Origin of the sequence: Candidatus Poriferisodalis sp. (assembly GCF_965221945.1) — a bacterium.
Taxonomy (GTDB): Bacteria; Actinomycetota; Acidimicrobiia; order Acidimicrobiales; family Poriferisodalaceae; genus Poriferisodalis.
The window spans coordinates 3,291,166-3,310,606 of record NZ_OZ244925.1; the positions used below are offsets into that span (position 1 = coordinate 3,291,166).

Consider the following 19,441-nt stretch of genomic DNA (forward strand, 5'->3'; position numbering starts at 1 on the left):
GCATGGATGCCGTGGCGCCCTGACCGCTTCGACGTCGGGCTCGAGACCGCCACGCCCACGATCGCCGCGGTCCGCCCGCATGGACATGCGCTAGAGGTTGCCGAGGATGCGGCGAGCGACGGCCGCTGCGGTGTGGGTGCGTGTGGAGCCGCTGTAGCGGGGTGCGCTGGCGCCGGGCACCACGGCGCGGGCTTGTTCTTTGGTTTCGTTGGTGATCGCTGCGGGACCGCCGACGAAGACCAGCCTCGCAGGACGGTAAGCGCGCAGCACCGCCTCAGCCTCGGGCGGCAGGTGCCGCGCTTGGGTGTACAGCACAACGGAGCCTTCGATACGCGCCGACAGCGCTGCGGCCACGCCGATGTCGGGCGGGCTCCACCCGTTCGCCACAATGACGGCTAGTTCGCTGGTCGCTGCCGCTTCGGGCGGCCCCAGGAAGCGTCGAGCCACCCCTGCCGCTGTTCCGGCACGTGTCGGCCCACTGACGCGCTCCACGATCATGCCGGGCACTGCCGCACGGATCGCCGATTCCACTGCGGGATGCACCGCGGCCGTGCCGCCGACGATCACCACCCGGCCGGGCCTGAACTGCTCCAGCAGGTGTTTCGTTGCCTGGGGCAGTGCCTCTGGCTGCGCGTACACCACAGCAGAGCGTGGCGTGCGCGCTGACAGTGCCGCGGCCACGCCGATGTCAGCGGGACTCCACCCATTCGCCACGATGACGGTCGCCCCGCTCGGATCAGCCTGGCCCAATATGTGCTGCGCTACCGCTGCTGCGGTATCGGTGCGGGTCGCTCCGGTGAAGCGCTGCACTGCATCGACCTCCGACGCACGCCGCGCTGACGTCAACACCGCATTGCTGATCGCCTCCTCCCCGCCCACAGCGATCAGCTCGGCGGGCAAGTAATCGGCCAGCAGTTCACGCGCATGGCTCGACAACCGCTCCGGGGCGGTATAGATCACCGCAGATTCTGGCGTGCGCGCCGACAGTGCCGCGGCCACGCCGATGTCAGCGGGGCTCCACCCATTCACCACAATCAGCACCGCTGTGCTCTCAGCAGCGCCGCCACCACCAGCGCCGCCACCACCAGCGTCGCCACCACCAGCGCCGGTCGTGGGCCTCAGGGCCGGGAGGCCGACGACCGCTGACGCCTGAACAGCGCTGACAGTCTCTACCGATGCTGACTGGCCTGGTCCGAACTTGTCGGAGTACGTGACCGTGGGCCGGAGCCGGTAGCCCAGATCGTCGGCGCTCGGCCGGTAGCTCGACGACGTCGCGCTGTCGATCAGCGTCCAGTCGGTCCCATCTTTGGAGCGCTCCCAGGACCACGCGTCGTCGGCTACACCTGCGTCGGGTTCCGACAAGAACGCGTCCAGCCTCGAATTCACTCCAGGCAGCGTGTGAGACAGCTCTAGCGACCCCTCCTCATTCTCATCTGCGACGGTCACGATGACCGCAAAGGTGCCGCACTGTTCGCCGTCAAAAGCACACACGATGACCTGGTAGTCGTTTCGCAGATCTGCGTCAGCGGGGTGCTCGAAGTCGGGTGCCTCGACGAAGCTCAGGCTGCCGTCGTCGTCGATCCTCAGGTCGCCGCTGTCGGTGCCCATGAGCGACCACGTCACCGACTGTCCCTCGGGATCGTCCGCCTCGAAGCGCCCGACGGTGCCGGAGTCGTTCTCGACCCAAGCGATCTCAGCCTCACCGCCTCCGGTCCGCGTCACCGTCGGCGGCTCGTTCACCGGAGTCACTCGCACCGTCACCGGGTAGCGAGCGGTCAACTTCCCGTCGTCAGCCTTGACGACGATCCCGTAGACGTTGTCGCTGTCCTGGTCTGCCGGGGTGTCATGGTCTGGCTGGAAGAGGTGCCCGAAGCTCAGCTCTCCCGTGTCCTCGTCGATCTGGAAGCGGCCGGCGTCGACGCCTCCCAGGCTCCACTTGACGTTGTCGTCTTCAGGATCCGCCGCCGTGTACTGCGCAACCGCATCAGTGCGACTCTCGGCGTAGCCCGGCACAGCGGGCCCGAAGACGGTCGGCGCTTCATTCACATCTTCCACCTGGATCGTCACCGGCTGCGATGCAGACAGACGCGAGGGATCACGGACTGTCACGCTGATCTGGTATGCGGCCTTGTTCTCGTAATCCAATGCCGCTTTGGTCAGCAACTGACCGGTATCGGCGTCGATGTCGAAGGATGCCGCGTCGGCGCCCGCGAGCGAGTAAGTCAGGTCGTCACCGTCGGGGTCATCAGCAGCAACGGCTGCGCCGATGTCGGTGCCGATGACGAAGTCTTCCTCGACACTGCGCAATCCCGTCTCAGAAGTCGGGAACTCGGGTGCCCGGTTGCTTGCGGGCGCTGCGCGAACTGCATGGTCGGACTCGGCGCCGATCGTCTTCTTGGGGTCTTGCGGGTCGGTGGGGCCCTCGCGGTCCCGGTACGACGCCGTCACTCGCAGATAGCGGTTCACGTCACCATCGACCGGTGTGTAGGACCCCGATGTCGCGGCGCTGATCGTTGTCCATCCCGACCTCGAATCCACCTGCGAACGCTTCCAATTCCACGTCGTGTCGCGCACTCCCCCATCAGGATCGCTCAGCGTCACCTCCAGCACTGTGCCGACCTGGGGTTGGGGCAACTCCTGCTTGAACATGCCGGGTTCGTCCTCGTTGGTGACCGTCACGCTCAGCGACTGGGAAGCCGTCAGCCGCCCGTCGGAAGCTTGCACGGTGACCACGTGGGAGTTGTCGGCACCCGAATCGTCGGGATGCTCAAAGTCCGGCGTGCCGGCAAACGAGACGATGCCGTCCATGCGCCCGATCGTGAGGTCCGCCCGGTCGACGCCGAGCAGCTCCCAGGCAATACCCTCGCTTTCGGGATCTTCCGCCTCGAACCGGGCCACTTCGCCCGTGTGGCCCTCGACGACGCTCGCAGTGGTCGGCCCCGCTGTGATCGTCGGCGCTTCGTCTTCGTCGGTGACGGTCACCGTGACATCGAGCCCGTCGTCGATTGACGGGTCGGTGTCTTCGTCTGCATCCTTGCCGTCGGAGGCCTCCACCCGCACGTCGTACACGTATCCGCGCCTGGCCTCACGATCGGGCGGGTCAAGGGATCGCTCGAACCGCAGCACCCCGTTCGAGTCGATCTCGAAGAACCCCGAATCGTCGCCCGACAGCGACCACGTCACCTGTTCCTGCTGCTCCGGATCGTTCGCGCTGTAGTCCGCGACGCTTCCGGTGCCGTTCTCGACAAAGTTGATCGACGCGTCGCCCGTGATCTCCGAAGGCTCATTCATGTCGGAGACCGTCACTGTCGCGGTCACCGTGGCAGCCATCTGGTCCACATCGGATGCGATGACGATGATCTCATGCGACGTGTCCGTCTCATAGTCGAGCGCGGCAGCGAGTTCGATGTCGCCTGTTGCACTGTCGGAGATGCGGAACAGCGCAGCGCCGGTGCCGCTCAGCGAGTACGTGAACGGGTCGTCGTTCAAATCTTGTGCGCTGACACTGGCAACGACGCTTCCGATTGCGGTGTCCTCAGCAACGCTGACGGCGTATGAGGCCTCGTCGAAGCTGGGTGCCTGCTTCGGTGTGACCCGCAGGATCTTGTCGTTGCCGCTGCCGTTCGACGTGGTGATGTACAACGCCCCGCCTGGTCCCAGCACCGGCGTCCGCAGACGGCCGTATGTGTTGCGCAGAGCGCTCGGAGACGTCTGGCTCACGAATGCGCCGTCATCGCCGAACTCGAACAGCCTGAGTCTGCGGTCCTTGAGCGTGGCGACAGCCAGCCGACCCTCCCACGCTCCCCAGATGTCACCGGCGAGGAAGACTCCGCCGCTGGTGGCGAGTGTGCTGTTCCCCGACGACCATTTGGCCTCGACGGCGCTCGGGAACTTGGCGAGGTCGGTCATCGAGACCCGCTCGTTGTAGTCCGGAATTGGATCCCAGCCGCAGTTGCCTCCTGCGACGAGCAGGTTGATCTCGTCGTCGAACGTGGGACCGTGCTCGACTGACCACATCTCACTGGTGCCAGGACGCAGCGCGAGTCCTTGCACGTTGCGGTGGCCGAAGGAGTAGACGAGCGAACCGGCGGTCGGGTTCCCCGTTGCGGCGCTGCCTGTGGCGGCGCTGACGCGCAGCACTTTGCCGCCCAGCGTGGACTGGTCTTGGGGGTGAGTGCCGACGGTGGCATCGCCGGTGGCTATCCACAGGTTGTTCGCGGGGCCGAACCGCAACCGGCAGCCGCCATGGCGGCCATATGTTGGGTCCGCCGGTATGCCGCCCACGAGCGGATCGTTGGCGCGGGTGGCCATGGTGTAGTCATCGCTCAAGGTCCATGCGATCACCTGTATTTCGGGACCCGTATGGCCCTGGCAGGTGTAGATGCGGCGATTGCTCTCGAAGGCGGGATCGACGGCGATCGCCATCAGCCCGGTTTCGCCGCGGGCGAACAGGTCGCTCATGTCCGCCGTGATCGTGGTGGTGGTTCCATCGGCCAGCTTGGCAGTAAGCACCCCGGATCGCTGCGTGTACAGCATGGTCCCGTCAGGGGCGAACGCTATGTCCCATGGGATCGTCAGTCCCGAGACCACGGTGCGAACCTTGAGCTCGGGAACTGTCTCGCTCTCTGAACGCGTGAAAACAGACGGCGTGCCGTTGTTGGGGAGCTGCTCGGCCGCTGCGGGACCACGGCCTGTGCGCAGCATCTCGGCGTCAGCGCTCGCGCTCAGATCGACGTCGGTCGGCAGAGGCGTTGCCGCGACGCCTGTCGGTCTCGAGGCCGATACCGACGAGGCCACCGGACCCCACGTCACCGCGAGCAGTGCTGCTGCGCCGAGTATCGGTGTGCACGGCCATTTCCTGCGGTGAGACAGGGTGGGCAGCAGATCCATTGCGGGCCGCCGCCTGACAGGCAGTTCCCTCGATGCCACAACGGAACGGGCATTGCCCGCCGACGGCCGCCACCTGCTCATGCAGACACAGTATGACCCGAATTTGACTAAGTATGAGATAAATACATACTTCCCATTGAAACGGGCCCGTGACGTTCCTGCTTGACTCGTCACGACGCTGTGCTGTGTTGTCGAGCCCGCCAACCAGACCCTCAAAGGCGAGTCAGCCTCGAACGCCACAACGACCGCACCCGCCCCAGCCGCCCAGTCGCCCATTGCGACCATGAACCCCTCGGAACTGCTGACCTAAGGTCGACATGGGCCCAAGACCGACCAGCACAGTCGGGCGGCACAGGGGGAACGCAATGGACGAAGTGAGCTATGACGTCGACGGGCACGTGGCCACGATCACGTTGAATCGACCGGACAAGCTCAACGCGATGACCGACGAGATGTACCACGGCATCGGCGCAGCGCTGCTCGAATCCGACGCCGACCCGGCGGTGCGGTGCACGATCGTCACCGGGACCGGCCGGGCATTCACGTCGGGCCACGACCTCGGCGAGTTCGCCGACCGGACTGCGTGGATGCCGTGGCGCCCGGACCGCTTCGACGTCGGGCTGGAAACCGCCAAGCCCACGATCGCCGCGGTCCAGGGCTACTGCCTGGCTGGCGGGCTTGAGCTGGCACTGTTCTGCGACATCCGGGTCTGCGACAACACCGCGCAGTTCGGCTGCCCGGAGGTGCGTTGGGCGATCCTGCACGGCTACGGGGCGCTGAGGCTGCCCGGCCTGATCGGTTCGTCAGACGCGATGCGGCTGCTGCTGACCGGCGCGTTCATTGACGCCGCCGAAGCGCTGCGGGTCGGCCTGGTCAGCGAGATGACCGCGCCGGAAGACCTGCAGTCGACCGCCCGCGGCATCGCCGACCAGATCGCAGCGAACGGCCCCGCCGCTATCCGGATGACGAAGGAACTGGCACTGCGCGGCGGCGAGATGTCCCTCCCCGACGGCCTGCGCCTTTACCAGGAGTACACCCGTGCAGCCTTCGCCTCCCCCGATGCGAAGGAGGGCCTCCGCGCCTTCGCCGAACGCCGCGACCCCAACTACGGCGCCTAGCCCTCGTTGGGGGGCCGTCTCTGCCGTCGGCCTAGGCCATGGTCAGGCCGCCGCTGACCGACAGCGTCTGGCCGGTGATGAACCCGGCCTCTTCGCTGCACAGGTAGACGACAGCCGATGCCACCTCGTGCGGCTGGCCGATGCGCTTCATGGGCACGGCCCGGGCCATTGCCCCGATGATCTTGTCGCTCGTGTCGGTGGCCGAGGCGATCTCTGCCAGCAGCGGCGTGTCAGTCGGCCCGGGGCAGACCACGTTCGCGGTGATGCCACGCCGCGCCACCTCGCGGGCAATGGTCTTCGTGAAGGCGATGACTCCGCCCTTGGCACCGGCATAGACGGCCTCGCCCGACGAGCCCACCCGCCCCGCGTCGGAGCCGATGTTCACGATCCGGCCGAAGCCCGCCTCGATCATGGCGGGCAGGCATCCATGCGTGGTCCGCAGCGGGCCCTTGTAGTTGATCTCGATGATGCGGTCCCAGAAATCCTCGTCGGTTGTACCGAACGGCTTCAGCTCGTCCCAGCCGGCGCAGTTCACGAGGACCTCGACCGGGCCGAGCCCGTCGGCTACCGCCAGCAGACCCTGAGCCACCGAATCAGAATCAGCGACGTCCATCGCCACGGCAATTGCTCTGTTCGATTCACCGCCCCCATGACGGCCGCTGCCGCTCTCAGCGTTGATCACCGCGGCTGTGTCGGTGGCCTCGGGCACCCGCAGGTCAGTTACGGCAACCCGCCGCCCGGCGCGGGCCAATCCCAGGCAGATCTCCCGCCCGATGCCCCGGCCGCCGCCGGTCACCAGAGCCACCCGGTCCACGTTGCCATCGTCAGTCACGTCATCTCCTGTCGCCAAACGCTGCGTTGTAGGTGCGTTCAGGAGCGTGTGGCCTGCGCCACAGCACCCCACTTGTGAACCATGTCTGGGTCTTTGCGAATCTGCTCCTCGGCCAAGTACATGACCACCCGGGCCGCAGTGCCGCCGTACCGGTCTTTCAGCCGATCACCCATCTCGTTCCACGGTGCGACGACGGCGAAGTGCTCCAGCATGTCGTCGGTGATGACGTCGGCCATGCCGGCAATGTCGCCCGTGCGCATCAAGTCGCGCAGCTTCTCGGTGACGCCCTCGTACCCCAGATCGGTGAACTGGAACGAATAGTTCGGGGTGGTGCCATAGAAGGCGATCTGCGTCTTGGCACGCCGGATCAGCGGTGCCAGCTCTTCGGCGGAGTTGCCCGGCGCGGCAAAGACCGGAACGATCAAGTCGATCTCAGTGACATCACGGCCGGCCCGCTCGGCGCCCTGGGCCACCTCGGGCAGCAGCCGCTCGCGGATGTAGTGCATCGTATGCATCGGGTGGACGTGCACCCCGTCGGCGACTTCGCCCGCCACCCGGTTCATGATCGGCCCCACCGACGAGATGTCGACCTTGACGTCGCCGTAGTCGTGCCTGCGTGGCATCCATTGGGCCGGCAGCAGGCTGAGGTTGAAGAACTCGCCCTCGTGGCTGAGCTTCTCGTCCCGCCGGAACGCCCGCAGGCACGCCCTCACTGCCAGCACGTAGTCGCGCATGCGCGCCGCAGGGCGATCGAACTCCGACGAATAACGCCGTACCACGTGGCCCTTGACCTGGCTGCCGAGCCCCAGCCGGAAACGGCCGCGGGTCTCACCGGCCAGCTCCCAGGCGAGCTGGGCCGACACCATCGGGCTGCGTGGGAACGCAACCGCGATGCCCGTGGTGAAGGTCAGGCTCGGGGCTGCCATGGCGGCCGCGGCGAGCTGCATCCACGGCACCTGCCCGGTCTCGGTGTACAGCATTCCCGAGAAACCGGCGCCCTCGACCGCTTGCGCCAACTCGGCGGCCTCAGTCCACGTTGAGGACCCCGTCATCAGGTCGAATTCCACGGCGGCACCACTCCTTCGGACTGCAGGTGGCTCGGCCCACCAGTGCCCACGAACGCACGAACCCGCTCAACGTATCCCCCACCACCACTTCCCGTCCGTAGTGACTCATCGGGCCGGCCCACCGGCTGGGCGTGTCACCGGAGCGTTGGCCTACGCTGCGGCGATGGCTGAGGGCGCGAAATACGACTGGTTGCTGCTGGGCGACGCCGTCGACCATGCGGCCCGCATGTGGGGGGACCGCCCGGCGGCGGTCTTCGGTTCGCAGCGCTGGGACTACACCGACTTCGCCGCCGAGGTGGACCGGGTGGCCAAGGGGCTGATGGCGCTGGGCGCGCAGCGAGGCGACCACGTGGCCGTCTGGATGACCAACCTGCCCGAGTGGCTGTGGCTCCAGTACGCGATCCCCAAAGTGGGGTGCTGCATCGTGCCGTTGAACACCCGCTACCGCACCGACGATGTCGCCTACACGGTGGCGCAGTCGCAGAGCCGGTTCATGATCTCGATCGACCGGTCGGGGCCGATCGACTACCGCGAGATGCTCTGCGAGGCCTACCCCGGGATCGTTGAGGCAGGGCACCTGGAGCGGCTCGTGTTCACCGGCGAGCCCCGCGATGACAGCCTTGCGGACACTCTGAGCTGGGGCGACCTGCTGGTCGCCGGCGAGAGCGTTTCCGACGCCGAGCTGGCCGAACGGGCCGCCAGCGTGACCGTCGACGACCGCATGATGCTGGCGTACACCTCGGGCACGACAGGACACCCCAAGGGCGTCGTGCACACCCACCGCCCCCTCCGCAACAGCCGAGAGCGAGCCATGTTGCTGGGCCACACCGCCAACGACATTCACATGAGCTACCTGCCGCTGTTCCACCTGTTCGGCTTCGGCGAGGTGTCGATCCAAGCGGTGCTCTCCGGTGGCTGCCAGGTGCTGTTCGACATCTTCGACCCTGCGGCGGTCCTGGCAGAAGTCGAGTCACGCGGCGGCACGGTCATGCACGGGTTCGACTCGCACTGGGGCGACCTGCTGCGGGCTCAGGAAGAGCAACCCCGCGACGTGTCCAGCCTGCGGATGGGAACGCTGGCTGCAGGCATGGAGTCGTCCACCCCCGTAGCCCGCCGGACACAAGAAGTGTTCTGCCCGACCATCTCGGGCTGGGGCATGAGCGAGTCGTGGGCGTTCGTGAGCTGCAGCCACCCCACCCACAGCGTCGAGCAGCGCACCGAGGCCTCCGGCTACCCGATGGACGGCATCGAGTTCCAGATCCGCGACCCCGACACCGGCGACGAATGCCCGCCCGACGTTCCTGGGGCGCTGTTCGTCCGGGGCTACACGGTGATGGAGGAGTACTGGCGCCGCCCCGAAGCCACCGCCGAAGTGCTCGATGACGACGGCTGGCTCGACACCGGCGACATCGCCCGGATGCGGCCCGACGGCCACGCGGTCTTCATCGGCCGCCACAAGGACATGCTGAAAGTGGGCGGCGAGAACGTCTCACCCGCCGAAGTGGAGGGCTACTTGCTTGACGTCGAGGGCGTCGAACAGATCGCCGTCGTCGGCTACCCCGATCCCCGCCTCGTCGAGGTGCCGGTGGCCTTCGTGCAACGCACCGCCGCAGCCCCGACTGACCTCACTGAGGATGCCCTCCTCGAACGCTGCCGCGGCCGCATAGCCAGCTTCAAGATCCCGCGCCACGTCGTGTTCGTGGACGAGATGCCCACCACGCCCTCGGGCAAGATCCGAAAAGTAGAGCTCCGCGACTGGGCGCTGCGAGACCTCGGCGACCCCGCCCACGCCTAAGACCCCTCATGGCCCCGGGCGAACGTCCGAAAACGTGTGGCGGCTACGGCCCCGAGAACGCCATGGCGGGCTGGCGCGGCCCGTCCAGCGTGTGCTCGGCAGCGAGACCCATGGACCGCTCTGACTCACGAGTACGCACTTCGGCGCGGGCCACCATGTGGTGATGCACCTCGTCGGGACCATCAGCCAAACGCAACGTGCGCTGCCTATGCCACATTTCCGCCAGCGGGAACCACTGCGACACGCCAGCGGCGCCGTGCATCTGGATGGCCTCGTTGATGATGTCGCAGCACTTCTCGGGCACCATCGCCTTGACGGCGCTCACCCAGACTCGTGCTTCGGCATTGCCCAGGGTGTCCATGGCTTTCGCGGCACGCAGCACCATGAGGCGCATCGCCTCCACTTCGATGCGCGACCGCGAAACGATTTCCATGTTCTTGCCGAGGTTGATGAGCTTCTTCCCGAAGCCCTCGCGGCTCATGCCCCGGTCAACCATCATCTCGATGGCCTTCTCGGCAGCACCGATGGAGCGCATGCAGTGATGGATGCGTCCCGGGCCGAGCCGCAGCTGGCTGATCTCGAAGCCCCGGCCCTCACCGAGCAGCACGTTGTCTCTCGGCACGCGCACGTCGTTGAACAGGATGTGCATGTGCCCATGCGGAGCGTCGTCGGCGCCGAACACATGCATGGGCCCCAGAATCTCGACACCCGGTGTGTCGATCGGCACGAGGATCTGCGACTGCTGCTTGTAGGTGTCCGCGTCGGGGTTGGTGCGGACCATGGTGATCATGATCTTGCAGCGCGGGTCGCCCGCCCCTGAGATGTAGAACTTCTCGCCGTTGATGAGCCATTCTTCGCCGTCGAGCACAGCATTGGTCTGCACCTGCTTGGCGTCCGAGCTCATCACGGCCGGCTCGGTCATGGCGTATGCAGAGCGGATCTTGCCCTCGAGCAGCGGTTCAAGCCACTGCTGTTTCTGTTCGGCGGTGCCGACACGCTCCAGCACTTCCATGTTGCCGGTGTCAGGCGCGGAGCAGTTCAGGCACTCCGAGGCCAGCCGGTTCTTGCCGAGCTCGTTGGCGATGTAGGCGTAATCGAGGTTGCTGAGGCCCTGGCCGGTCTCGGCGTCGGGCAGGAAGAAGTTCCACAGGTCCTGCTCGCGTGCCTTGGTCTTGGCAACTTCCAGCAGTTCGAGCTGTCCGTCCCCCCAGCTCCAGCGCTCTTCACGGTTCTCGCCGAGGCGATGGAACTCTTCGGTGATGGGATCGACCTCGTCGCGGATGAACGTCTTCACGGCTTCGTACAGCGGCTCGACCCCAGTCGACATCCGCAGGTCGAAATCGTCCATGCTCGCTGACTTCAATGCTCCGCCAACCACAGCAGCTCCCCTCGTGTGCTTGCCAGCTGCGTGCCTGCTCCTGGCGCAGAGAACCCTACCGAGATCGCATGTTCGGCACCGGATCGACGTCCCTATCCCCGACCCGTTGGGGGAGCGCCGGTACCTTGAAATGCCATGTTGCAGTGTGTTCGAGGGATGTGCACCGAGACGGCCACCGCGGGGCTGGGCTACGAGGTGCCCCAGACAAGAGCGTGGCTCTACGACCTCGATGCCGCCACGATCGCTGGCACGTCTCGCCAGCGCGACGTCATCGTCCCGCTGTGCCGGGCCCATGCGGACCGGATCAAAGTTCCGGTCGGTTGGGAGTTCGTGGATCGTCGGGCACCCGAGCCCGAACCGGTCATGGAGCGATCCAGCCCAAGCGCAAGAACCCCCGAGAGCGCTGCCGCCTCACCGCTCTTCGAGCCCCGGTCACGCCCCGAACCGGTTGAAATGCCCGAGCCCGAGCCGGCGCCGGCCCCGGCATCACTGCTCGAACGAGCCTTCCGAGCCGCCCCCACCCGCTAGAGCAGGCTCGCTCCCCGCGCTGCGGTGAGCACGAGCCGGCCATGGTGATTCAGAGTCGCCCGGTAGCGCACCCCTTCGGCGTCGACCAGCACCAGTTCGTTGCCCTCGCTGGCAACCTGCAGCTCGATGCCGAGTTCCGCCGACAGCTCGGCCCGGCTGGCCTCGAGCGCAGCACGCATGGCGCTGCGGCGCTGCGCCTCGTAGAGGTCCATGTCGTACTCGACAAAGTCCCCAGGTTCAGTCCCACTAGGCCGCATAGGGACACTTTCGCATAAGCGCCAGTAGCTTGACAGCGTGAGCCTGTGGGTGGCTGTGCCGCTGTCGCTGGTGTTCATCTACATCGTGTACCGGCTTGGCCTGCGGATGATGGCGACGTTCTCACGGCCGATCCCGCCGCCGCCCCCGCCGGGGGAGCTGCGCCGTGTGCGGCTCACCTTCCGGTGCAGCCTGTGCGGCACCGAGATGCGCATGACTCGCGCCCCGGTGCAGAACCCGGATCCGCCTCGCTGCTGCAGCGAGGAAATGGATCTCATTGCCAACGCGGACGAGTAGCGCCCCAGTTCACAGGTTTTCCACAAACTGGGGAAAGTCACATCGATGTAATTCACCGTCTTGCGGCCTTGGCGCCTTGGCGACAGACCTGAGGGCAGTCGATCAGCGCCAGCGCGTCGCGAGCAGGATGCCCAGCAGGACGATGCCAAGGCCGACGGCGATCCACGCGCTCGTGGGGCTGCCGGGCAACCAGCTGAGGTAGTTCGCCACGATCACCGCCGTGCCAGCCCCGAGCAGCGCCACGATCAGCCAGCCAAACCACGAGCCGCTCGGTTCGCCATGGCTGCTCGCGCTGTGCTGCTGGGCGGGCGCGTTCTGAGGTCGCGTTCCCTTGGGAGTGATGCGGCTGGTCTTGCGTGGCCGGGCCATGGCCGATCAACCTAGTGGTCTGTCTGGGAGAACATGGAGAGGTGTACTGCCTGCCAGCGGCGCGGCCGAGCCGTGACTATGAGTCGTTTGAGTCACCGTTCGGCAATTGCTCGTCATTGTCGGGCGACACTTCGGGCGCACTGATCGTCGCTTCCCCAACTACAAGCGTCACCGTGTCGAAGTGAATCTTGATGTCGGTGCCCGAGGCGGGTTCGAATGCGATGACCTGACCGTCAGCCGGGTCGCCTTGGGTGACGGGCTGCGTTCGCTGATCGACGGTGAAACCTAACTCGGCCATGGCGGCGGCCACCTTGTCGGGCTCGAATGTTCCGATCGCCTGCAAGCTCGGCACGACGGCAATGACCGGCGGCTTCAGCAGAAACATGATGATCTCAGATCCGGCGATCTGTCGGGTTCCGGGCATGGGGTCGAGTTCCTGAACAATCCTTGGATTCACGTCAGGGTTCTCGCTCTCGCGTTCCGCTCGCCGCACTCGGAACCCGAGTGTCTCGAGCGCCGCTTGAACGGCACTCACATCGGTGGTGCCCAACTCGTCCAGCGACGGCACGACCAGTTCTTCAGGTCCAGCGGAGACGACAAGCGTGATGACGCTGCCTCGTTCCACCGACTGGACGGCTTCGGGACTGCTGCGGATGACGATCCCCTCGCTGAACTCGGTGGAGAACTCCCGCTCGACCCGGTCGACGAGCCCCAGGCGGGCCAATGTGATCCTGGCGTCGTCGATCGTCTGCCCGATCAGGCGCGGCACCTCCACCTCGCCCCGGCCTGCTGAAACCGTCAGCGTCACGATCGTGCCTGCCGGGCGCTGTTCGGTGCTCGGAATGCTCTGCTCGGTCACGAGACCGATTGCCAGGTTGTCGTTGCGCACGTCGATGCGCTCGACGCTGAAGCCGGCCGCCACCAGCAGCGCCTCAGCCTCTTCGTACGTTCGCCCGACCACATTGGGCAACAGGACCAGGGTGCGCGGCGCGGCGACGAACAGGGTGATCGGGTTGTCGGGATCGTTCGGCTCGGCGAGCAGCAGCCCAGCGCGGGGGTTCTGCTGGAAGACGATGTTCTCGTCGACGTCGTCGCGTTCGGAAAACTCGATGCTGACGTGATCGAAGCCGACGTCAGCGAGTTCGCGCTCGGCCTCGGCGAAATGCAGGCCCACCACGTTGGGCACTCGCAACCGCACGTCGGAAGTGCGCTCGGGCTCGGTCACGACTCCCGATTCGCCCCGGTCGTTGACCAGCAGGAACACCAGCCCTGCGATGACCAGCAGCAACACGACGAGCAGCGTGATCCACATCGGCGTGCGGTCCGGCGGCTCGACGGCGCTGGGCGGCGGGCCCTGCGGGTACTGCGGCGGATACTGCGTGTGGCCGTAAGGGGGAGCAGGCGGGGTAGCTGCCGGCTGCGGGTAGGCGGGCGGTGCGCCCTGGGCGGACGCGGGTGCTTGTTGTGCCGCCGCCGGCGTGGCGGCCGGCACCACAGGGAAATATGCCGTGACATCGACCGCCGAGGCATGAGTCGGCTGGCCTGCCCGGAACCGCAGCAGGTCGTTGCGCATCTCGGCGGCTGAGCCGTAGCGGGCATCGGGATCCTTGGCGAGCCCGCGCAGGCAGATGGCTTCGAGCTCGTGGGGAACGTCGGCGTTGTAGCGCGACGGCGGGACCGGAACCTCCTGCACGTGCTTGTAGGCGATGGCCACCGGACTGTCGCCGGTGAACGGCGGCCCCGCCGCGAGCACCTCATAGAGCACGACGGCCAGCGAGTACACGTCGCTGCGCGGGTCCGCGTCCTGCCCTTGGGCCTGCTCGGGCGACAGGTACGTGGCTGTGCCCATCACCGAACCGGTGCGTGTCAGGTCGTCAGAACTGCCGCCGAGCGCCCGTGCGATGCCAAAGTCGGCCACCTTGACCTGGCCGGATTGGGTGATCATGACGTTGCCCGGCTTGATGTCGCGGTGCACGACGCCGTTGCTGTGAGCGAACGCCAGCGCCGCGGCAATGTCAATGGCGATGTCGGCGGCGCGATCGGGGTGCAGCGGACCCTCACTGCGGATGACCTCAGCCAGGCTCCGTCCCTCGACGTACTCCATCACGATGAAGTAGGTGCCCTCGTGGTTGCCCCAGTCGTACACGCCGACCACGTTCGGCTGGCTCAGGTTCGCTGCGGCTTGGGCCTCGCGCCGGAACCGCTCGACAAACGACGAATCGGTCGCGAACTCGGGGAACAGCACCTTGACGGCGACAGGCCGATCGAGCAGGCGGTCGCGGCCCAGGAACACCTCGGACATCCCGCCCCGGGCGATACGGCTGAACAGCTCGTAGCGGCCGCCGAAGATTGGATTGTCGGTGTCTGCCATGGGCACAGGGCAATTGCTGCCAGGTCGGGCCGTCGCGCCGGCGGGGTGACTGCAGGGTTCGGGCTACGGGCCGTCTTCGAATGAGGTCGGGACTGCCCGCAGCGCTAGGGCGGCTTCCGCTGCGGTCGCAGCGATCATCGTTGCCAAGGTACCGCCGGCCTGCGGGTCGCCCACGTCAAGACCGGTGTCGGGTTCGATGAGCACCGCGACGGCGACCGTGGGTGCATCGGCTGGGGCGAGCAGCACCGCCCAACTGCCGGTTCGTTCGCGGTCGCTGTTTGGATCAAGCAGTTGGCCGGTCGCGACCGCTGCGGGAAGCTCGACGCCATCGGTCGGTGCGAGGCCGATCGAAGCGAGCTGCGCCTGTGCTGCCATGTGCGCCAGCAGCCCAGCCGCATCAGCGATCTCGAAGATGCGACCGGCGTCGCGTGGCGTTGTCTGTGCGGATGCATCCGGGGTGGGCGGCTCGCCCTCGCCCGAGCGGGAGGCCGAGCGCGCATCAACACGGTGCACCACGTAGGGGCGCATCCTCACCCCGTCATTGGCGATCGCAGCAGCGGCCAGGGCCAGCTGCAGCGGTGTCAGAGGTACACCTTCGCCGAAGACGGCGCCGTCGGGTTCGCCGGGCAGATCGATGCCTGTCAAACCCAGCTGCCGGCGCGCCCCGCGCAGCAATTCGTCTCCGGTCGCATCGAGCGCGGCGTCGGCGATGAGGGCGTAGTGGCGTTGGTAGGCGCGTGCCACCGGCTGCGAGGCACTGGCTGTAACCGCATCGGGGGCCAGCACGACTTGCGCGTTGGGGTCGAAACTGGGACGCGACCACATCGCCACAATGGCGCCGGTCGCGGGGTCCACGACAACGATGGCGCCGTCACGGTCCCCGAGCGCGGCGCGCGCTGTGAGCTGCACACCGTGGTGCACCGTCAAGATCACGTCGCCGACTCGACCGCTGTCGGCGAACAGGTCGGCCAGTTGTGTCACGGCGACATCAAGGGCGCTTCCTGACAGCTCGGCATCCCAGCTGCGCTCGAGACCGCTAGCGCCCGCAGCGGGTGAGAGGTAGCCCGCGATGTGGGCGTAGAGCGAGCCGTGCGGGTAGGAGCGCACCTGCAGCGCGCCGGAGTCGTCTGGGCCGATGCCGGGCGCGATCGTCTCGCCGTCCGCGCTGATGATCGCACCGCGCGCCGAACCGATGGCGGCCGTCGCTGCACGTGTGTTGAGTTCGTGACGGCGCAGCTCGTCGGCGCCCAGGAAGCCGATGTTGGTGAGCTGCACCAGGAGCACAGCGAAACTCACTGCAAGCGCGACGGCCAACCGTGTGATGCGCCGGTTCACGGGTCACCCAGTGGAAGCTGTTGAGGCTCGCCTTGGGAGGGATCGCTCGCGGGTCGGCGTCTGCGACCCGCTGGCTTGGCGATGGCGGCACGGAGTTCGCCCGTCGGAGCGTCCCCCGCCGCTGAGTCGTCGTCCGGACGGCGGGGCATACGGAGTTGCGCCGGCTCGGACGCCCTCGGCGCGCTCTGCTCGAGTCGCAAACTGCCGCTGACATCCGAAATTGCCAGGAGCATCGCGACGGCGATGCAGTTGCCGACCAGTGCCACAGGTCCATGGGCCACGAACGGCAGGGCGCCGACGGTGTGCGGTAGCAGCCGCAGCACCCCTGCGATGGTGGCAAGCGCCTGCAGCCCGGTCACGGCGGTCGCCGTGGCAGCGAGCAGGCGATGGGTGTTCCGTGCCCGCTGGGCGATTCCAGCGCCGACCCCGATGAGCAGCATGAACGCAGCCAGCAGCGCTGCGCCGCCCAGAATGCCGAGTTCCTCGGTGATGACGGCGAAGACGAAATCGCTGTGTACCGCCGCGATCCGTTGCGGAGCGCCGAGACCGGGGCCCGCGCCGCTGATCCCGCCGGCACTGATAGCGAACGCCGCCTCGACGGTGGATGCCCCCTCGCCCACGGACCACGGGTCCTGCCAGTGGCGCATCTGTGCGGACAGCCAGTCGTATACCGAGGCGAGCACGATGACGCCGACTCCGTAGGTGGCGATCACGCCGCCGAGTGCGCGCGTGCGCGTTGACCGAGCGACGGTCGGCAGCTCGCTGCCGACGAGATCGTCGCCGTCAAGCCACAGCGGCAACCATGCCGCTGCGAAGATCAACACCGACGACGCGAGGTCGCCTTGGGTGAGAAGCAGCGTCCACGCTCCGACCGCAGCGACGATTGCACCCACGGCATGGCGGTGAGGCACCAAGCGAGCCGGCAGCCACCGCGGGGCGGCGACCGTGAGCCCGCAGGCTGCCAGGACCACGCCGAGTTTGGCCACGCCGTATGGCTGCACGTTGAGCGATCCGAGACTCAGCCACTGCCGGGCCGGGTCGTAGGCGCCGCCGGACACATCGATCCCGCTGGCGAAGCTGCCGAGCCCAGCCAGCACTGCGGCGATGAGACCGCAGGTGCCTGGGCGTTGCATGAACCAGTCGACGCGACGCATGGCGACCAAGGTCCCCGCGAGGGCCGCGAATCCCGCCAGCACCGCAAACGTGTGGCCCTGTGCCAGTGACGGATCGATCCGGACCACGAAAACCCAACCGATGCCGATGAGCAAACCGACGACGCCGAAGAGAATCTCATTGCTGTTCGGAGCCCATCGCCTGATCGCGACACGCGTCGCCGCGCCGCCGAGGAGGACGATTCCCAGCCAGACAGCCGTGTCCCACAGCGATCCGATGTCACCGTTGCGCGACACTCCGATGCCGGCGATCGCGAAGGCAGCACAGACCACCACGCTCGCCATTGCTGCGAGCGCAGACTCGGTGCGGCGTCGCGCGCGCAGCGGTGGCCTCAGCGTGAGCGAGAACGCCGCCAGCCGCGCCGTTTGGGCGTGCTTTCGGTGCTGTCGCCCGTCCGTGTGACTTCGGCGTCGGGAGCGGTCGGGGCGATCTCGATCCCTTCGATGTCGACGTCCACCACCAGCGCCGTGGAGTTGTCGCGTCCCCCGCAGTCGTTGGCCTGACGCACAAGCGCGCGTGCCACGTCTGATGGATGCTCATCGGAATCCAGCAGCTCGGCGATTTCGTCTTCGTCCAGTTCGTTGGTGACGCCGTCGGTGCACAGCAGGAAGCGGTCATTGCCGGTGAGGTCGAGGATCCAGTCGTCGATCAGCACCTCTGGCTCCACGCCGATGGCTCGAGTGAGCGTGTTGCGCCGGGGATGGTCGGTGGCCTGTTCGACCGTGAGATCGCCGGCCCGGATCATCTCGGCAACGAAGTTGTGGTCGACGGTCAGCTGGGAGAGCTCGCCCCCTTGGAATCGGTAGACACGTGAATCACCGACGTTGACCAAGCACCACACCCGGCTGTCGTCGCTTTGCACCACGGCGATGGCACACAACGTGGTGCCCATGCCTGCGAGATCTGGATGGGCTGTCGAGCGATGGTGCACGACTTGGTTGGCGTGGCGGACGGCCGCCAGCAGCTCCGGTGGCGTTGAAGGGGAGTTGGCTGCAACGGTCTTCACTGCGAGGCTGGATGCGACGCTGCCACCGAGGTGGCCGCCCATGCCGTCGGCCACCACGAACAGACCGATGTCGGCGTACATGGCGTCTTGGTTCTCGGCTCGGCGCAGGCCCCGGTCGGACGCTCCGCCCCAGCGGATGCGCATCTGGCGGGCGGGGGCACTCATAGCGGACCAGTCTCGCGGCTTTGCCGGGCAGCGGCACAGCCGAGTGCAGCGCACGCAGGGCGCGGCCAGTCTGCGATGTGGGCGCAGCGGGGTTCTGTCATGGGCTGACCTCGAAGACGGTGGAGCCGACTTGCACGTAGTCGCCGAGGCGCACAACGGTGGCGTTGGCGACCTTCTGGCGATTCAGGTAGGTCCCGTTCGTCGATCCCAGATCCTCCAGCAGGTGCTGGGCGCCGTTGCGGTACAGGCGGGCATGAGATTGCGATGAGTAGCTGTCGGAGATGATCACGTCACACTCGGCGCTGCGTCCGATGGTCAGCGTGTCGGCCAGCAGGTGCCGTTCGCCCTGAGCGCTCAACGGCGAGCGCACGACGAGAGCCACAGGCTGCGGGGCGGCATTGCCGTTGGGGGGCCCGTCGCCTCGCAGCGCAAGCAGCGATCTCCAGCTGAGATGATTGCGGGGTGTCGCCACACCGGCCCACACCGCGCGCATGACCCGGAAGAAGAACAGGTAGAGCAGGACAAGCACGCCCAGCGCGAGCAGCCGCACCAGCTGCTCGGACATCAGCTCAGCTCCAGCCGCAGTTCGTGGGTGCCGATCATGACGACATCACCGTGGGCCAGACGCTCGCTGGTCATCTCGATCCCGTTCAGCAACGTCCCGTTGACGCTGGCCAGGTCCACCAGGAGCAAGCCATCTGCGTCCTGGCGTATCTGAGCGTGTCGTCGTGAGACTTTTGGGCCGTCAAGCACGATGTCGCAGTCGTCGCGCCGCCCGATGACGGTCGAATGCCGCAGTTCGTGGCACTGTCCGTCGCTGCCGATCAAGCTGGCGCCAACCACGACGGCCCAGTGTAGGAGC

At 66.9% G+C, this 19,441-nt stretch carries 16 protein-coding genes; 4 read left to right on the forward strand and 12 right to left on the reverse strand.

The window, feature by feature from the left end:
- Positions 1–90: 90 nt before the first annotated feature.
- Positions 91–4,971, reverse strand: coding sequence for a PQQ-dependent sugar dehydrogenase (locus tag ACOQPH_RS15535; RefSeq protein ID WP_420622239.1), 4,881 nt, complete (start codon positions 4,969–4,971; stop codon positions 91–93).
- A 284-nt stretch (positions 4,972–5,255) separates the two neighbouring features.
- Between ACOQPH_RS15535 and ACOQPH_RS15540 the strand changes: the two genes are divergently transcribed.
- On the forward strand, positions 5,256–6,008 hold the full coding sequence (locus ACOQPH_RS15540) for an enoyl-CoA hydratase/isomerase family protein (RefSeq protein WP_420622240.1): 753 nt from the start codon (positions 5,256–5,258) through the stop codon (positions 6,006–6,008).
- A gap of 31 nt (positions 6,009–6,039) precedes the next feature.
- Here ACOQPH_RS15540 and ACOQPH_RS15545 read toward each other — a convergent pair whose 3' ends face one another.
- Both ACOQPH_RS15545 and ACOQPH_RS15550 read right to left on the reverse strand, forming a co-directional pair.
- Positions 6,040–6,840: an SDR family NAD(P)-dependent oxidoreductase gene (locus ACOQPH_RS15545; protein ID WP_420622241.1), complete on the reverse strand. Its 801-nt coding sequence runs from the start codon at positions 6,838–6,840 to the stop codon at positions 6,040–6,042.
- 38 nt (positions 6,841–6,878) lie between these two features.
- Positions 6,879–7,907 carry a TIGR03617 family F420-dependent LLM class oxidoreductase gene (locus ACOQPH_RS15550; RefSeq protein ID WP_420622242.1) on the reverse strand — a complete coding sequence of 343 codons (1,029 nt, stop codon included), beginning with the start codon at positions 7,905–7,907 and terminating at the stop codon, positions 6,879–6,881.
- Positions 7,908–8,070: 163 nt separating this feature from the next.
- Between ACOQPH_RS15550 and ACOQPH_RS15555 the strand changes: the two genes are divergently transcribed.
- Positions 8,071–9,702, forward strand: a complete 1,632-nt coding sequence (locus ACOQPH_RS15555) for a class I adenylate-forming enzyme family protein (protein WP_420622243.1) — start codon at positions 8,071–8,073, stop codon at positions 9,700–9,702.
- A gap of 43 nt (positions 9,703–9,745) precedes the next feature.
- Here the strand turns inward: ACOQPH_RS15555 and ACOQPH_RS15560 are convergent, their stop codons facing one another.
- A complete protein-coding gene (locus ACOQPH_RS15560) occupies positions 9,746–11,050 on the reverse strand; it encodes an acyl-CoA dehydrogenase family protein (protein ID WP_420622244.1) in 1,305 nt (434 codons plus the stop codon).
- 165 nt (positions 11,051–11,215) lie between these two features.
- Here ACOQPH_RS15560 and ACOQPH_RS15565 point away from each other — a divergent pair, with 165 nt between their 5' ends.
- Positions 11,216–11,608, forward strand: coding sequence for a DUF3499 family protein (locus ACOQPH_RS15565; protein ID WP_420622245.1), 393 nt, complete (start codon positions 11,216–11,218; stop codon positions 11,606–11,608).
- On the opposite strand, the gene ACOQPH_RS15570 is transcribed toward ACOQPH_RS15565, so the two are convergent.
- Positions 11,605–11,865 carry a hypothetical protein gene (locus tag ACOQPH_RS15570; RefSeq protein ID WP_420622246.1) on the reverse strand — a complete coding sequence of 87 codons (261 nt, stop codon included), beginning with the start codon at positions 11,863–11,865 and terminating at the stop codon, positions 11,605–11,607. The genes ACOQPH_RS15565 and ACOQPH_RS15570 overlap by 4 nt on opposite strands.
- 37 nt (positions 11,866–11,902) lie before the next feature.
- Here ACOQPH_RS15570 and ACOQPH_RS15575 point away from each other — a divergent pair, with 37 nt between their 5' ends.
- Positions 11,903–12,160, forward strand: a complete 258-nt coding sequence (locus ACOQPH_RS15575; protein ID WP_420622247.1) for a hypothetical protein — start codon at positions 11,903–11,905, stop codon at positions 12,158–12,160.
- Positions 12,161–12,262: 102 nt separating this feature from the next.
- Here the strand turns inward: ACOQPH_RS15575 and ACOQPH_RS15580 are convergent, their stop codons facing one another.
- From ACOQPH_RS15580 to ACOQPH_RS15610, 7 genes are all read right to left on the reverse strand, one after another.
- Positions 12,263–12,529: a cell division protein CrgA gene (locus ACOQPH_RS15580; protein WP_420622248.1), complete on the reverse strand. Its 267-nt coding sequence runs from the start codon at positions 12,527–12,529 to the stop codon at positions 12,263–12,265.
- A 76-nt stretch (positions 12,530–12,605) separates the two neighbouring features.
- Positions 12,606–14,900 (reverse strand): Stk1 family PASTA domain-containing Ser/Thr kinase, encoded by a 2,295-nt coding sequence (gene pknB / locus ACOQPH_RS15585; protein WP_420622249.1) that lies wholly within the window; start codon positions 14,898–14,900, stop codon positions 12,606–12,608.
- Between the two features lie 63 nt (positions 14,901–14,963).
- Positions 14,964–16,235 (reverse strand): penicillin-binding transpeptidase domain-containing protein, encoded by a 1,272-nt coding sequence (locus ACOQPH_RS15590; protein ID WP_420622250.1) that lies wholly within the window; start codon positions 16,233–16,235, stop codon positions 14,964–14,966.
- Positions 16,232–17,692, reverse strand: a complete 1,461-nt coding sequence (locus ACOQPH_RS15595) for an FtsW/RodA/SpoVE family cell cycle protein (RefSeq protein WP_420622251.1) — start codon at positions 17,690–17,692, stop codon at positions 16,232–16,234. Before ACOQPH_RS15595 ends, ACOQPH_RS15590 begins: the two co-directional genes overlap by 4 nt.
- 47 nt (positions 17,693–17,739) lie before the next feature.
- Positions 17,740–18,579, reverse strand: coding sequence for a PP2C family protein-serine/threonine phosphatase (locus ACOQPH_RS15600; protein WP_420622252.1), 840 nt, complete (start codon positions 18,577–18,579; stop codon positions 17,740–17,742).
- A gap of 97 nt (positions 18,580–18,676) precedes the next feature.
- Positions 18,677–19,144, reverse strand: coding sequence for an FHA domain-containing protein (locus tag ACOQPH_RS15605; RefSeq protein ID WP_420622253.1), 468 nt, complete (start codon positions 19,142–19,144; stop codon positions 18,677–18,679).
- On the reverse strand, positions 19,144–19,422 hold the full coding sequence (locus tag ACOQPH_RS15610) for an FHA domain-containing protein (protein WP_419551383.1): 279 nt from the start codon (positions 19,420–19,422) through the stop codon (positions 19,144–19,146). Before ACOQPH_RS15610 ends, ACOQPH_RS15605 begins: the two co-directional genes overlap by 1 nt.
- Positions 19,423–19,441 lie beyond the last annotated feature (19 nt).